13 protein-coding genes and 1 pseudogene are annotated in these 12,960 nt (G+C 59.0%); 9 read left to right on the top strand and 5 right to left on the bottom strand.

Annotated features, from left to right (window positions below; genetic code table 11):
- Window positions 1-95: 95 nt before the first annotated feature.
- Window positions 96-269, bottom strand: a complete 174-nt coding sequence (locus tag FXB38_RS42560; RefSeq protein WP_187434657.1) for a hypothetical protein — start codon at window positions 267-269, stop codon at window positions 96-98.
- Between the two features lie 1,277 nt (window positions 270-1,546).
- Between FXB38_RS42560 and FXB38_RS04640 the strand changes: the two genes are divergently transcribed.
- Window positions 1,547-2,065, top strand: coding sequence for a helix-turn-helix transcriptional regulator (locus FXB38_RS04640; RefSeq protein ID WP_246229668.1), 519 nt, complete (start codon window positions 1,547-1,549; stop codon window positions 2,063-2,065).
- Between the two features lie 291 nt (window positions 2,066-2,356).
- Window positions 2,357-3,235 carry a DUF1194 domain-containing protein gene (locus tag FXB38_RS04645; protein WP_148749591.1) on the top strand — a complete coding sequence of 293 codons (879 nt, stop codon included), beginning with the start codon at window positions 2,357-2,359 and terminating at the stop codon, window positions 3,233-3,235.
- A 277-nt stretch (window positions 3,236-3,512) separates the two neighbouring features.
- Here FXB38_RS04645 and FXB38_RS04650 read toward each other — a convergent pair whose 3' ends face one another.
- Window positions 3,513-3,899: a hypothetical protein gene (locus FXB38_RS04650; protein WP_148749592.1), complete on the bottom strand. Its 387-nt coding sequence runs from the start codon at window positions 3,897-3,899 to the stop codon at window positions 3,513-3,515.
- A gap of 53 nt (window positions 3,900-3,952) precedes the next feature.
- Window positions 3,953-4,306, bottom strand: coding sequence for a hypothetical protein (locus tag FXB38_RS04655; RefSeq protein ID WP_246229663.1), 354 nt, complete (start codon window positions 4,304-4,306; stop codon window positions 3,953-3,955).
- A gap of 280 nt (window positions 4,307-4,586) precedes the next feature.
- On the opposite strand from FXB38_RS04655, the gene FXB38_RS04660 reads away from it, so the two are divergent.
- From FXB38_RS04660 to FXB38_RS04670, 3 genes and pseudogenes are all read left to right on the top strand, one after another.
- Complete coding sequence (locus tag FXB38_RS04660; protein ID WP_187434658.1) at window positions 4,587-6,200, top strand: winged helix-turn-helix domain-containing tetratricopeptide repeat protein; 1,614 nt, start codon at window positions 4,587-4,589, stop codon at window positions 6,198-6,200.
- 570 nt (window positions 6,201-6,770) lie between these two features.
- Window positions 6,771-7,165: pseudogene (locus tag FXB38_RS04665) on the top strand (rhodanese-like domain-containing protein).
- 224 nt (window positions 7,166-7,389) lie between these two features.
- On the top strand, window positions 7,390-8,394 hold the full coding sequence (locus tag FXB38_RS04670) for an ABC transporter substrate-binding protein (RefSeq protein WP_148749595.1): 1,005 nt from the start codon (window positions 7,390-7,392) through the stop codon (window positions 8,392-8,394).
- A gap of 201 nt (window positions 8,395-8,595) precedes the next feature.
- Here the strand turns inward: FXB38_RS04670 and FXB38_RS04675 are convergent, their stop codons facing one another.
- Complete coding sequence (locus tag FXB38_RS04675) at window positions 8,596-10,041, bottom strand: DUF1254 domain-containing protein (RefSeq protein WP_210250861.1); 1,446 nt, start codon at window positions 10,039-10,041, stop codon at window positions 8,596-8,598.
- Between the two features lie 355 nt (window positions 10,042-10,396).
- On the opposite strand from FXB38_RS04675, the gene FXB38_RS04680 reads away from it, so the two are divergent.
- The 4 genes from FXB38_RS04680 (at window position 10,397) to FXB38_RS04695 (ending at window position 12,189) form a co-directional block, all read left to right on the top strand.
- Entirely contained in the window at window positions 10,397-11,008 is a 612-nt protein-coding gene (locus tag FXB38_RS04680) for a hypothetical protein (RefSeq protein WP_148749596.1), read from the top strand.
- 122 nt (window positions 11,009-11,130) lie between these two features.
- Complete coding sequence (locus FXB38_RS04685) at window positions 11,131-11,781, top strand: N-acetylmuramoyl-L-alanine amidase (RefSeq protein ID WP_148749597.1); 651 nt, start codon at window positions 11,131-11,133, stop codon at window positions 11,779-11,781.
- 7 nt (window positions 11,782-11,788) lie between these two features.
- Window positions 11,789-11,974, top strand: coding sequence for a hypothetical protein (locus FXB38_RS04690; RefSeq protein WP_148749598.1), 186 nt, complete (start codon window positions 11,789-11,791; stop codon window positions 11,972-11,974).
- Window positions 11,971-12,189 (top strand): hypothetical protein, encoded by a 219-nt coding sequence (locus tag FXB38_RS04695; RefSeq protein WP_148749599.1) that lies wholly within the window; start codon window positions 11,971-11,973, stop codon window positions 12,187-12,189. Before FXB38_RS04690 ends, FXB38_RS04695 begins: the two co-directional genes overlap by 4 nt.
- Before the next feature lie 262 nt (window positions 12,190-12,451).
- Here FXB38_RS04695 and FXB38_RS42565 read toward each other — a convergent pair whose 3' ends face one another.
- Window positions 12,452-12,601 carry a hypothetical protein gene (locus FXB38_RS42565; protein ID WP_187434659.1) on the bottom strand — a complete coding sequence of 50 codons (150 nt, stop codon included), beginning with the start codon at window positions 12,599-12,601 and terminating at the stop codon, window positions 12,452-12,454.
- Between the last annotated feature and the right edge of the window lie 359 nt (window positions 12,602-12,960).

The following is a 12,960-nucleotide window of genomic DNA, read 5'->3' on the forward strand; positions in this document are numbered from 1 at the left end:
CAATCTCTGATCTTCTCTGAGGAAAAAATGCCTTCGGCAATCGTGTCCAAATATGGCTGTGCTTTTGACGAATACGCGGGCAAGGTCTTCCCCAACTATGGTTCGTGCTTGTCCGTCAGTTCTCGCGCCGCCAGGCTAAGCTCCAGCTCTCTGAGCTGCTCTACCAGCAGTTCTACGATATCCTCGTAGTCGGAGGGCGATAGCGAACTCACACCGCGCAACGTCATCTGATCTTGGAGAATGGTCGCCATCATGGCTTTGACGCTCATGGGACCTCGTCTGAAAATTTAGACCGTCATAAAACAATCTGAAGTAGATGCCAAAGATCGCGGATGTGCAACGTCCGTAAGAGTACGGGCAACGCGAGGTGGCAATCCTTTCGCGCCGCACAAACGGGATGATGTGTCGTGTGCACTTTTTTAGTCCGTCGAGCTGATCCGCTGGCAGGGAGGCGCGGGGCTACTTCTTCAACAGTATTCCCATCGCTCTTGCCATTCGCCTCACTGATCCTGCGTGACGGCCCAGCTCGGCTGCTATCTTCGATACGGAAGCTCCTGCCCAGGCCAGCTTGGACAATTGCTGGACCTCGCGCTCAGCCCATTGCTTTGGCTTCGGTGCTTTCATGGTGCGGCGCTCAAAACCTGCCGGGACCACTTAATCAGTGCACTTGGTTGCCAACACTTGGGAAATTTACGGGTGGTGTCTCCTGCGCGTAACCATCGCGGGGTCGGGTGCCGTCCCAGTAGGACCAGGCCGTGCGCCCCGGGACGTAATTTCTATCGGACGAGCACCCCTTCTCTCCGCGTTCCCACGCGGCATATTTCCGCGCAGTCCATTCTTGCTCTTGTCGCCACTCCTCGAAGTCGGCCTCCGTGCGCTTGGACGAGAAAACCGCCCAAGCCGCCAAGAACGCAGCGCGCGCGCTCTCTAAGCTCGTGGCACTGCCGGAGGTGCATTCGCCGGGTAGTGATCCCGGATAGAAGCCGCAGCGCCACTGCCACGGATCGCTCTCGGTCGGATTGCCGGAGCGTTGGCCGATGCACCCGACCAGGACATCGCCGTAGTAGATCAGCCAACTTTCCTGTCCAACGGTCTCGACGGCGGGTGAGATGAGGCATTGCCCAATGAAAGCGCTGAGCGGTGCCACCGGCAAATTGTCAATAGATAGGGGATCGGATGTGCGCTGAGCTACTGCGCCTCGTGGGTGTGGATAGGTCCGCTGTCGCGGGAAAACCGGACCCGCCTCATGCGAGCGCCGGGCGGCCGCCTTTGGACTCATAGCGGACTCGCGAAGTAGCTCGTTTCATGCGCCCGCTTCAGCGCAACCGTTTGAGAAGGCAGGCACCCGGACACAGTTAACCGAATTTTAAAGGGTAAGGCCCACCATTTCGGTATGAGAGTTGCAGGCGCAATTATCGTCGCTCTCCTCGCGCTCAATTTCGTGGACGAGCAATACAACGACAGTCGCTATTCACGAGCGGCGACTATGATGTTGTCGCACATCACCCGAACATTTGGCTGAACGGTCCTGATGGTCGAGCGGGCGATGCGAGCCACCCCCTTCGATAAGCTGCCATCACGTGAGCGGCACACTGCAATCGTTGCGGAGCTAGACGCGCTGGTCCGCACAATACCGCCTTCAAGACCGCTCTACAGCAAAGAACTCGCGGAGCAAATTGGCACGTCCGTGCGGACGTTGCACTCGGCGTCGGTCTCCGTCGTTGGCATGAGCTTGCATTCCTACCTTCGTTTGAAAAGACTAACGCAGGTGCGGCTTCAACTTTTGACGGGCGCTTTTAGCGTCAAGGCGGCGGCACTCGCCAATGGCTTTTGGCACCTGGGGGATTTCTCGCGCGTTTACCGTCGCGTCTTTGGTGAGCTGCCTTCGCAAACGCGCGCACGGGCGAAGCAATGCAAACAATTGGACTTGTCGCCGCCACCCTGCCCAGACGAAAGCAAACTGACGCTGGTCTCGCTGTCGTCTCCGTCCTTTCCGAGACAGCATAGTCGGTCTTTTTGTCCATTATGGCCCATCGCTCCAGTTTGCGTCAGGAGCGGGAATTAGACCGGAAGTCGTTGCCCGAGGCGTAAATCTACGCAATTGACCCATCGCTGACCTATGACGTTTGGTCAGCAATTGGATGTGAAGTGGCCATTGACAAACGGAACAAAACGGGGCGTTTCGCCGCACCACCGAACCTAAGCAGCAACTGGGAGCACAGATAGAACGACCTGAAGAGTTTTTCAGGGGCCATCGTGCAGCCTTTGTCCGAGCAACGCGGCCCCTGAAAAACTATCGACGACGCCTTCGATTGAATGAGTTCCTTTCGGCATCTCACAAGCCAAAGGAGATGACATGAGGTTTCGAACTCTCAGGCTGTTAGATCGGATCGGCAGCTCCTCGGTTCCACTTGTTGCCGCTGCCCTGCTGGTCGTGGGAGCGATAGCTGGTGGCGAAGTCGCCAGTACTGCCGCCCGGAATCTCAGCTATCAATTAGTCAACGAAGATGGCCTGCCATCCGTCGATATTGAGCTCGCTATCGCTGTTGATGTCTCCTATTCGGTAGATATCGACGAACTTCTCGTTCAGCGCATAGGTTATGCGGAAGCCATCGTCTCCAAGGAATTTCTCCAGGCACTCAATGCCGGCCCGAACAGAAGATTGGCCGTGACCTATTTTGAGTGGTCTGCATCGAATGACCAGAAGATCATCACGCGTTGGAGGCTGATCGACGGTCTGGAATCTGCAGAAGCAATGGCCGCCGAGATCATGGAGACGCCGGTTCGCCAGGGCTCCCGCACTTCGATTTCAGGCGCGATCAATTTCGCAATGCTGCTGTTCGATAAAGACCCGTATCGCGGGCCGAGGCGTGTGGTCGACATTTCCGGTGATGGAGCGAACAACGAGGGAAGCCCTGTTACTGGCGCGCGCGATGCGGCGCTGGAGAAGGGGATCACCATCAACGGCCTGCCGATCATGATGAAACCAAACTCTTCTATGATGGACATCGATGACCTGGATTTATATTACGAGGATTGCGTGATTGGAGGGCCAGGGTCGTTTGTGGTGGCGGTCAGGGACCGCGATCAACTCAAACAGGCGATTCGGACCAAGCTAATACTGGAGGTCGCAGGCCGAACGATGGAGCACCGGATCATCCCGGCGGTCGAAAGAGAGCCGCGGGTGCCCTGTCTCATCGGTGAGAAAATATGGCAGAGCCGCAGCCGTTGGTGAGCGCCGGCATCGTCCTTCAGATGGTGCTCACGTAAATCCTCTCGGCGTCGAATTGCCTGATGTTCGGGTTCGCAGATGGAGCGGACCGTGAGTGGAGCGGGTCTATACGTCTGCTTCTGGCCCCGTCTGAGACCTTCCGGTCGGCACTAAAGATGTCCGCTCACCGGGGTTAACCAGAAATCACTGCGCCGGGACCAAACCGACGCGATTGCTACCCATTGCGGACCCCCGCCTAACGCCAATTAGGAGCGCAGGATCGCAAAACAAACCGCGCGCTTCACGTCATCGTTCCCGGCACGAAGCAGCGAACGCTCACGCCCATCGGGCCGTAGAGCGGCCAGACCAGCGTCACGTTAGCCCTGTTCGGCTCGGCGATGACGGCGTCGTCGGGCACGTGAACCCACTCGGTTTCCACGTTGGGGGCGCCGGCCATCGCGCGCTGGAAGCCCCCAGATGTTGTCGGCACGCGGACGCGGTAACGGTTGCCGTTAATCTCCCAATCTACCTCGGACAAATGCATCGATTCGCTACCATCGCAGCACAGATCCCCCTTTCGGTCATGAAGCTTCTCAAACCACTTCGACAGATCGGCCCGATTGTGATCGTGCGCGAGCACGGGGCCGGTCCATACCATCAGTGCGACGGTGAACAGATTACGGAACACTGGGGATCGCCTATGGCCCATGGAACAGGCTTTCGTTCGAAAACGCGAACCGGTCACATCATAACCCCGGGCATGAAACAGCGAATGTCGATCCGCAGCTGGTTGTCGAGCACCCGATAGTAGACGGGCCAGACCATCGTGCGACCGGCGCGGTTCGGCTCCTTGATCAGGGCCTCGTTTGGCACGTCCCACCATTGGCTCTCGATGTGCACGCGGTAGTGGCCGCCCGTCACCTCCCAGTCGGTGTCGGATAGCGCCTTGCCGTCGGCATCGGAACAGCATGGCCCCTTGCCACTTTTGAGGCTCTCGAACCAGCTATTGAGTTCGGGGCGACTATGATCGTGCGCGTGCGCCACGGAGTGCCAGACCGGCAGCACGATAAGCGTCGCCGCCGTGATGGCGGCCATCGAAAATATCTTCCTCATTTGCAGTCTCCTTAAAAACAAAAGAGATTTACCACTGCGGTTGCGCTCCGGAGACACTCCGCGCCTCTTAGTTGCGTTGCAGCTCCTTTGTTCTTGGGGTACCGCTGGTTCAAGGCAGCGGCTCTCCAATTGTCAACGTAGCGCAGGTCTGTGGTGAGACAGGACGAAAAGGGACGATAAAAGACGAAATCAGGCTATGCCCCCTGCCTTGAGGCGCACTCACCGGTCCGCTAAGCTAAGATGAATGGTGGGAGGCATGCTCATGGCCTGCCTGCGGCTGAACGGATATACGCTTGATTTGGATCAGGCGCAGTTGTTTGACCTGTACGGCCAAGCCGTTGAGCTGCGGCCTCAGGCTCTGGCAGTCCTGCTCGAATTGGGGCGCCGGCACGGAGAGCTGGTTACAAAGCGCGATCTAAGTGCGCGAGTCTGGCCGGGCGTTTCGGTGACCGACGACTCGCTTGTGCAATGCGTCGTCGAGATCCGGCGCGCACTCGGTGACACCCGGCAGCAAGTCGTGCGAACGATGCCACGACGTGGTTACCTTCTGATCGTCGACGCGGCGGATACGGCACCACGCGATGTGCAAAGCTTCTATCGCGTGGCCGCCGCCCTTGCGATGATCGCAGTCGCGATCGTGCTGGTCTGGCAATTTTCATTCCCCGGCGCCGCCCCCGGGCGCCGCGAGGCACACGACAGGATGGTGGTCGATGTTGCAGTTCTGCCCTTGCGCGTGCTCAACGCCTCTCGCGAAAGCAGTCCGGACGGCAACGGATTAGCCTACATGATTGCCAGCGAACTTGCGCGCAACCCCGACCTGCACATCGTCTCACCCCTCGCCACAGCTGAACTTCGCGGTAAGAACCTATCGCCGTCGCAGATCGCTGCGATGACCCACGCTCGCTACCTTGTGGACGGCAGCGCGGAGAGGCGCGGCGACCGGCTGCAGCTCCACATGCAACTGATCGATTCCAGCAACAGTCGCATCGTCTGGAGCGGCCGGTTCGAACCCACCGCGCAAGACCTCCCCGAGGTTACTGAGGCGTTGATCTCACGGATCAGCGCGTCACTTGGTGCAACCGTGCGCGAGTCGGACCGGGCCGTGTTACGAAACCGTGCGCCAGCCTCGCTTGATGCGCACTCGCGCGTGCTGCGCGCGATCGCGTTGACTATCGCGCCGAGTCCTGAGGGCCTTCGCGATGCGCGGCAAGAACTGGAACAGGCGGTCCGCCTTGATCCAAACTACGCCCCGGCATGGGCGCATCTCGGACAGGCGAAGACACTGTTGATCTTTGGCCATCACGATCCTGGGCTCGGTCGTCAGGACTTGCCGCAGGCGATCGCCGACATCGAGCACGCGACTGCGCTAGACCCGCTGCTTGCCAGCTCGTGGCGAATGCTGTCCATCGCAATCGACTCGAGCCAGAACCCTGAGGCAGCAGTGACTGCGGCCGAGCGGGCGACTGAACTCGGCCCTGGCGATCCGGACAATTGGGTCGCCCTCGCCGTCGCTCAGCACCATGCCGGTCGAACCCAAGTAGCGATTGAAGCCTTCGAGAAGGCGATCTCCTGGAGCCCGCTACGCCCACCGAATTACGCCATCGTAGCGGCAAGGCTGCGCTATTCCGTGCAGGATTACGAAAATGCGCTGCGATTCGCGCGCGAATGCATGGATCGAACGCCAGCGCTTGGCGTCTGCAAGGCGATTTGGCTGTCGTCACTGGTCCGTACCGGCCACGCCGTCGAGGCGCAGGCGGCGTGGCCCGCTCTGGTTGCGGCCGCACCATCTTTGCAGACGTATCGGATGACGCCGTACAATACGCCCATGGCTCTATCGGTTGACCAGGACCTCGACAGACTGCGCATGGCCCAGTGAAGCTCCAGGCGGATGAACCTGATGTGATCACTCCAAGTCGGCTTTTCTCGGCGCGGAAGCGGCCTTCGCGCGCATTGCATCTTCTTTGAACTTACGGGCTTTCCGATCACTCGGCATCAATTAGCAGTGCTGGGCGCGACCCAAGTGGCGGAGAATACGGTTGCGCCAACGCTAATGTTAGCTGGTATGCCGGCTTCTCCTCATCAGATTGCAGCTCTGAAGCCGCGGGCGAACACGCTGAAAATAGCTCTGGCTTCGGCGGATCTCGAGGGGCCGAGCGGATCGTCGACGGATCGACGCGTTACCACACAAGTTTCGGTGGATTGTCTGCCTTTGTGCCCATCGGCGAAGTGGCGGCACCCTCCACGAGGTCCGCTCACCGAGGCATGGCGGACCAGATTTGCTCACGTTGAGTTCTTCGCATTTTTGACCCGAAGTGGTCATTGTCCGGTCCTCGCCGCTTCTTCGATGCCTCTGCCGCACCAACGTGAGGTGTGATATCTTGGCGTACCCTGAGGCTCGGGGTATGTCCGCAGTCTGAGGGTCGTGAATTCTAGAGAGGAGGACGCCATGGCATTAACCGTCAAGCTGATGATGGAAGCTGCCAACGCCACTGTGCGCGGATAACGCCGGCGCAGGCAAGCGAGATGATCGCCAAGGGCAATACGCTGGTGGTCGACGTACGCGACGCTCCGGAAGTGGAAAAAAGCGGCAAGGTCGCCGGCGCCCTACACGTTTCGCGCGGCATGCTGGAATTCCGCGCCGATCCCGAGTCGCCCTACCATGATAAGAACTTCGCCAAGGACAAAACCGTTATCCTTTATTGTGCCTCTGGCGGGCGCTCGGCCTTGAGCGGCAATGTGCTCAAAGAAATGGGCTATGATCAGGTCTACAATCTCGGCGCCTTCAAGGATTGGGCTGAAGGCGGGGGCGCAGTCGACAAGCCTATCGAGCCTGGCATGTGAGGGCTCAGCAGTTTACGGCGGAGCGACTGGCGAGTCGGCTCTTGGCCCGTTTGAGACATACCAACGAGCACCGCGAATGTCTGCTCTCTGGGACACTTCGGAAGTCCCGTTTCAACGCTGTCAGGGCCGTTGTTGACCCCACACAGACATCGCCAAACCACCTTTAGTCTCCAAAGTGCCTGTTTTAGCCAGTAAGATGCCTTGATCTAAGCTAGGGACTGGACATGAGGCGGCGGGCTTTTCTCGGTGTCGTGTGTAGTGCGGTGGCATGGCCGCTCGCTGCGGCGGCACAGCAGAACATCAATAAGAAACGTCTTGCTATCTCCGTCCCATCGGAGCTGGGTGCGGACTGGCATGAGCGCAGCGGAAACAGATATTCTCGAGCCTTCTTCGCCGAGCTTCGACGGTTGGGGCAGATCGAGGGACAGAACCTCTCGGTCGACAGTTACGGCCGAGAGCAAAATACATCGGGCTTCGAAGCCCTGGCGGCGGAAATCGTTCGGAGCAACCCGGATGTCATCCTCGCCACTGGCCCTGGCGTAGTTATCTTCAAAAAACTGACATCGCGGATTCCGATCGTAGTAGTCACTGCCGACCCCGTTAAAGCAGGGATCGCCGAAAGTCTGGCTCATCCCGGCAGCAATTTCACGGGAGCCAGCGTTGACCCCGGCCCGTCCATTCATGGAAAACGGATTGCGCTGTTGCGCGAGATGTTTCCGGCGTTATCGAAACTTGGCTGTCTCGCGCTTCGCATTCAAAACAGCGGTCCTTTCACGGGTTCTCCAATCGCGGCGGCGGCCGAGGCAGCGGGTCTGCCTATTGCAGTGTCTTTACTGGAAATTGGTTCCAAAGAAACGGACTGGCGGGCGGCGGTCGAGAGCATCTCCCGGGACGGTGCAAATGCGGTCATGGTCGTCGATTCACCTGAGACCTTTCAAAACCGCACCATGATCGTCAAGTTGCTCGGCGACGCGAACCTCCCGTCGATTTCCGGATTTACTGAAGCCGTCGAGGCCGGGGGCTTAATGGCATATTCTTTCGACCTGATCGAACTGTATAAGCGCGTCGCCAACAATATCGACGCAATTCTCCGAGGAGCAAAGCCCGGCGATATCCCGATCTACCAAGTGACCAAATTTGAGTTGTCCATCAACCTCAAGACTGCCAAGCAGCTGGGCCTTTCCGTACCTCCAGCACTTCTCGCGAGCGCCGACAAAGTAATTGAGTAAACAAGCAAAGGTCCGGTTATGGCCCGTTTGAGACCTGCCCATCGGTTTGGTGATCGTCCGCTTCTCCGGAGGCGACCGGAAGCGCCGGTTACGCTGTCAAAACGACGAGAATGACCCAACTCGGACGTTGAACTTGTCTCCGATTTAACTGCGCAGTTGGGAAATACCGCACCGGTGCGTTTGCGCCGGCGCGGTACAAGTTTAGCTCGCTTTTTGCACCGCCGGGGGCTTCCACGAGCCGTTCAGGATCGAAGGCGACTCATCCTTCGGCCAGTACATCCTCAGCATCGGAATGAACTCGCCCTTCGGAGCCGGAAGCCAGTTCGCCTCCTTGTCCTTACCCGGCGATTCATCCTGGAGGTAAAGCGTCAGCGAACCATCGGCACTGAACTTTGGATTGTCGCGCAGGCTGACGGTAAATTTGTTCAGCGGGTTGGGAACGAACCACCAGCCCTGGTCGATCATGTACATGGTGATCGACCAGAAGCCGTTGACCGGCGGCGTCGCGTCCTTGGCGAAGGTCAAGGTGTACTTGTTTGCGCCCGTCAGCTTCTGTCCCGTCGAATCGGTCTCCGTGTAGGGATAGACCGCATCCCGCTGCTGGTTGGCGGGCCAACCGAATGCCGCCACCACAGCGCGCATCATGTAGCTGTCGGGGCCGTAGGTACCTAGTCCCTTTGTCACCACCCAGCCGTCGATGATCCCGCCCAAGGCTGCCTTGTTGTCTTCAATCTTCTTCAGGGCTGATTGCGGAATGTCCTTCAATGCAGCCTGCACAGCGGGATCGAGTTTGCTCATCTCAAACGGCTTGCCGGGTACGATACCGATCTTCGCCATGCTCGCGAGGATGGGGCCATCTCCCGCTGCTGGCGGTGCATCCCCACCCATTAGCTTCGCCAAGAGATTGAAATATCCCTCCGTTCCCATAGCTATGATGACCGGTTGCGGCTTATCGGTCATGCTGAAGCCGGGATTCGGATTCACCGGCGGCGCGACAGGTGTATACGACTTGCCCCATGAGGAAAGCGGCGTGATCTTGTACTGTGCCTGCAACTCGTTAACTGCCTTGTAATCCTGTTCGGTGCCATCGGCATAAGTTCGGCCCAGAATGACCATGTAGCGCGTCGCCATGGGGAACTGCTTCATGCCTGCCGGTACCTCGCCCTTCCAGCCAGGGCCGGTGAACAGGTAGTTGGCGGCCTTGCCGTCAGCCGTGCGTCTGCTCGGCGATGACTCGGAGTCCGACATCCAAAGGTCGGTCACCTCGAACAAATAGAAACGATTGCCCATATCTGGGTGACTGAACACCTGCGGTTCAGTGAGGTCGAGCCAACCCAGAGAATAAAGTGTGTCCGCATTTGGCGCCGAAACGCCACGATAATCCGCCGGCGGATACCGCGGAATGTTGATGAACTGTCCGGTCGGCGCCGTAAGCCCTTCAACCTTTGGCACATTGCTCATCTGAACCCGGGTGACTTCGGTCGTGATGAGCGAATAGCCGTAGATATAGGCGTCCTCAGCGATTTGCTGCGCTTCCTCAGGAGTGACTGCTTGTGCGTTTGCAGGCAGGGGCATTCCGTTGAGGATTGTGAATGCCAAGCTGGCCGCAGCCGCGCCGTTTACGAATGATCGTCGGGTCGATTTCATGGCGAACTCCGCACTTTGGTTCAAAGGGGAGACAAGCGCTCGTCGAACCTAAGGAAAATTCAGCGGCTCAACACGACGCCTAGTTGACCTTAATCTTTGAAGCATACCATTAATTGCACTCTAAAGCCAAGCGTGCCATGACCGCTGTTGGCCCAGGCGAAGTCGCCCAGAGGCTCGCCGTGGTCCGCTGTCACTAGTGAAGCGGACTCACCTGCTATGATCCTTCGACCGCCGCTGGTGGACCTTCTCGGACATCAGCGCACTGCTCTGCGTCACTTGGGGCCAGGTCCGCGCCCTATCGCCAAGGCAAGGACTGAAATAGTCTTGGTCGTGCGCGAGTTGGAGCGGAACAGCCATGGCGCTCAAATTGCCAAGGGGTGCAGAGCGTGAATATCTCGCAATCTATGGCATCGTCGCGGTCTATGTCGGCGCGCTGCCAAGCGACGAAAGCGTCGTCGGCTTCTCGCGCGATCTGCTGCACAGCCTGCTCACGCTGCGGCGACAATGGCGCGGGCTGCGCATCAGCTGCGCATACTGGGCCAGGGATCGCAGCGAGGCCCGCCTGATTGCCACCGAGGTCAACGCCAGACTGTTGCGGCATCCCGAGCGGCGCGTGCTGCTGGCCGACGCCAAGACCGCGCAGCGCCAGATCGAGAACACCGCCGCGCACATGGGCATCCCGCTCACGGACCACCAGACGGTGCTGATGCGCACGCGCAGCGCGGTCGCTTTCATCGAGGAAAGGATCGCCCAGGCGCAGGCTGCCGGCGAACTGCACGAGTTCAACCGCAGCTTTCGCGCGTGGCGGCTCGAAGCCAAGCAGCTCGGTCGCGGGATGAGCTACAGCGAGGCCCGAGCCCGCCTTCGCAAAAATTTATTTCGACAGATATTGACCAGCGAGGTCCAGATCGGCTCAGAACGGATCTTCCCCCCGTTGCCGGGAATTGATTTCTCGGTTCCGGGGTGATCTCTTCACGCGCGCTGGCGCGGCCACAGTTGTGACTGTTCAGCACCCCACTACACCGCAATGGAAAGTCTTCAACCGGCCCTCGCCCCCATCGAGGCCGGTTTTTTCGTGGAGCCCGAGCGATGAGCTACGACCGCGTCGTGATCTCGTCAGGCCATGGCAAATACGTCCGCGGTGCCTCTGGCGTGCTTGATGAAGTCGATGAGGCCGGCCGCGCGGTCGAGCAAGTGGCCGATGAGTTGCGCCAGCGCGATGCCGAGGTCACCACCTACCACGACGATGTCAGCCAGAGCCAAAGCGAGAACCTGAATCGCATCGTGGACTTTCACAATTCCAAGCAGCGCGATCTCGATGTCTCGGTGCACTTCAACGCCTATGTCGAGACCGACAAGCCGATGGGCACCGAGGTGCTGTTCGTGACGCAGAGCGCGCTTGCGGGCGAAATGTCGAGCGCTATCGCCGAGGCTGGCGATCTAATCGACCGAGGCGCGAAGAAACGCACCGATCTGTTCTTCCTCAACAACACCGAGATGCCCTCGATCCTGATCGAGACCTGCTTTGTCGATAGCGAAGCCGACGCTGCCACCTATCAGGCGCAGTTCAGCTCGATCTGTGACGCCATCGCCAGCGTGCTCGGCGGATCGCAAGAGGTTGTCGAGCCGCCGCCTGGACAGACCGAGCCGCCACCCGACAAGGCACCGCCAACGCTTCGGCTTGATGTCGAAGTGACCGGCGAGATCGCGATCATCATCAACGGCGTTCCGGTCACGTAGGCCAGCAATGACCAGTGGAGAGCTTGCGCGGCAGGTGGTCGAGCAGCTCAAGGGCACGCCCTTCGTCCTCGCTCTGCTGGTGATCAACGTCATCGTGCTCGCAGGCTTTGCCTACACGCTGCACCAAGTCAGCAATGCAATGGAGCGACGCGAAACCATCTTGCAAAGCTGCATCGAGAGGAGCCGGTCATGATCGCAGGTTTGATCTATCTGGTTGTCTGCATCATCGTCGTCGGCCTGATCCTCTGGCTGCTGAGCTATCTGGTCGATGTCGTGCCGCTGCAGGAGCCTTTCCGCCGCGTGGCCAAGGTCGCGATTCTGGTGATCGGCGTGCTGATCATCATCTTGCTGCTGCTCAACTTCGTCGGCGTGCTCGACGGCGGGCCGCCCCGGCTGGGAAGGCCATAGGCGACAGCCAAGTCGCACCGCTGGGTACTGTCCTAAGTAGGACACCATTTCGGGAAATTAGGATACCCAAGTTCCGGTACGGGAACACCGGAGTTGCCCGGACTCCACATTCGCGCCGCTCTCAGTTGAATTACGCAGGCCGGGGCTGGCATTTCATCCCGAACAAGATTTCAACCGGCAAGGGGCTACCGCGAGGTGGCCCCTTTCGATTCCGACACTCGCGGAGGGGAATTAAGACAGTGAACTTTGTCCGCGAGCGGCCTTACTCCTCGTGAAGACGGTCCCATTTATCGGTCTTCTTAGGCGTCGGGATCAAATCTTCAACTCGCTTCAGCCCAGCGGCTTTAAAGAGAACGAGAGTGATGACGATCATCATCAACACGGTCCCGGCCAGTACCAGCAGCGTCAACATGGGATGTCTCCATGTCCGCCCCGCGAATAAACACCGTCGGTCAGGTTGCCGTTCCCAAAAGCAAAATAGGACAGTCGCGAATTCAACTTAGGACACCTCGGGGTCAAATACGGACAGCACCCACCGCTGCCGCCCTATCCACCGCCGCCACCATCGATCTGCACGGGCTGCTGATGAGGGCCAAAGCGGAACACTCGCCGTCAAGCCATTGGAAACGCCACCGAATTAGGGTGGCATTTCCTTCTCTTGCGGATGAACTTGGTACAAAAGGAGCTCACATGGGGCCGTTTTGAGCCGGTTCTGACCTTGCGATAGTCCGAAATTGACCAAGCAGACGCATGGGTCGGGCCTCCGAGGCC

The sequence above is a fragment of the Bradyrhizobium cytisi genome, from assembly GCF_008123515.1.
GTDB classification, from domain to species: domain Bacteria; phylum Pseudomonadota; class Alphaproteobacteria; order Rhizobiales; family Xanthobacteraceae; genus Bradyrhizobium; species Bradyrhizobium cytisi.

What these genes read in the sequence shown, in the direction of transcription:
- FXB38_RS42560 (WP_187434657.1), bottom strand. Translation starts at nt 269, where the DNA reads ATGAGCGTCAAAGCCATGATGGCGACCATTCTCCAAGATCAGATGACG.
- FXB38_RS04640 (WP_246229668.1), top strand. Translation starts at nt 1,547, where the DNA reads ATGCGAGCCACCCCCTTCGATAAGCTGCCATCACGTGAGCGGCACACT.
- FXB38_RS04645 (WP_148749591.1), top strand. Translation starts at nt 2,357, where the DNA reads ATGAGGTTTCGAACTCTCAGGCTGTTAGATCGGATCGGCAGCTCCTCG.
- FXB38_RS04655 (WP_246229663.1), bottom strand. Translation starts at nt 4,306, where the DNA reads ATGGCCGCCATCACGGCGGCGACGCTTATCGTGCTGCCGGTCTGGCAC.
- FXB38_RS04660 (WP_187434658.1), top strand. Translation starts at nt 4,587, where the DNA reads ATGGCCTGCCTGCGGCTGAACGGATATACGCTTGATTTGGATCAGGCG.
- FXB38_RS04670 (WP_148749595.1), top strand. Translation starts at nt 7,390, where the DNA reads ATGAGGCGGCGGGCTTTTCTCGGTGTCGTGTGTAGTGCGGTGGCATGG.
- FXB38_RS04675 (WP_210250861.1), bottom strand. Translation starts at nt 10,041, where the DNA reads ATGAAATCGACCCGACGATCATTCGTAAACGGCGCGGCTGCGGCCAGC.
- FXB38_RS04680 (WP_148749596.1), top strand. Translation starts at nt 10,397, where the DNA reads ATGGCGCTCAAATTGCCAAGGGGTGCAGAGCGTGAATATCTCGCAATC.
- FXB38_RS04685 (WP_148749597.1), top strand. Translation starts at nt 11,131, where the DNA reads ATGAGCTACGACCGCGTCGTGATCTCGTCAGGCCATGGCAAATACGTC.
- FXB38_RS04690 (WP_148749598.1), top strand. Translation starts at nt 11,789, where the DNA reads ATGACCAGTGGAGAGCTTGCGCGGCAGGTGGTCGAGCAGCTCAAGGGC.
- FXB38_RS04695 (WP_148749599.1), top strand. Translation starts at nt 11,971, where the DNA reads ATGATCGCAGGTTTGATCTATCTGGTTGTCTGCATCATCGTCGTCGGC.
- FXB38_RS42565 (WP_187434659.1), bottom strand. Translation starts at nt 12,601, where the DNA reads ATGTTGACGCTGCTGGTACTGGCCGGGACCGTGTTGATGATGATCGTC.